A 254-nucleotide genomic window follows, 5' to 3' on the forward strand; every position below is an offset into this window, starting at 1 on the left:
CGCCGCAAGAAAAGTATGAAAACTTGGAGCAAAAAATGGGATTGTTTGTAGAGGGAGGATTAGATGTATGGGAATCTTTAAGGTAATCAGAAACACCAATGACGAGCTGGACTACTTATATAACGTTCTGAATTATACGATGGGCATACATACAGATTATGATAAACGCTATAGCCCGAACGTCGATATATACCATGCTTACGAGCAATTTCTTTCCGTGAAGAAATATTTCGGTAAGACCAGTGGAAATCCGG

At 39.4% G+C, this 254-nt stretch carries 1 protein-coding gene; it reads left to right on the plus strand.

Going from position 1 to position 254, the window contains the following annotated elements; genetic code table 11:
* Positions 1-67: 67 nt before the first annotated feature.
* Positions 68-254 (plus strand): hypothetical protein (locus tag RUMCAL_RS16280; RefSeq protein WP_021682544.1); only part of this gene is annotated, 187 nt, incomplete at its 3' end.

The organism is Ruminococcus callidus ATCC 27760, assembly GCF_000468015.1.
Taxonomy (GTDB): Bacteria; Bacillota; Clostridia; order Oscillospirales; family Ruminococcaceae; genus Ruminococcus_C; species Ruminococcus_C callidus.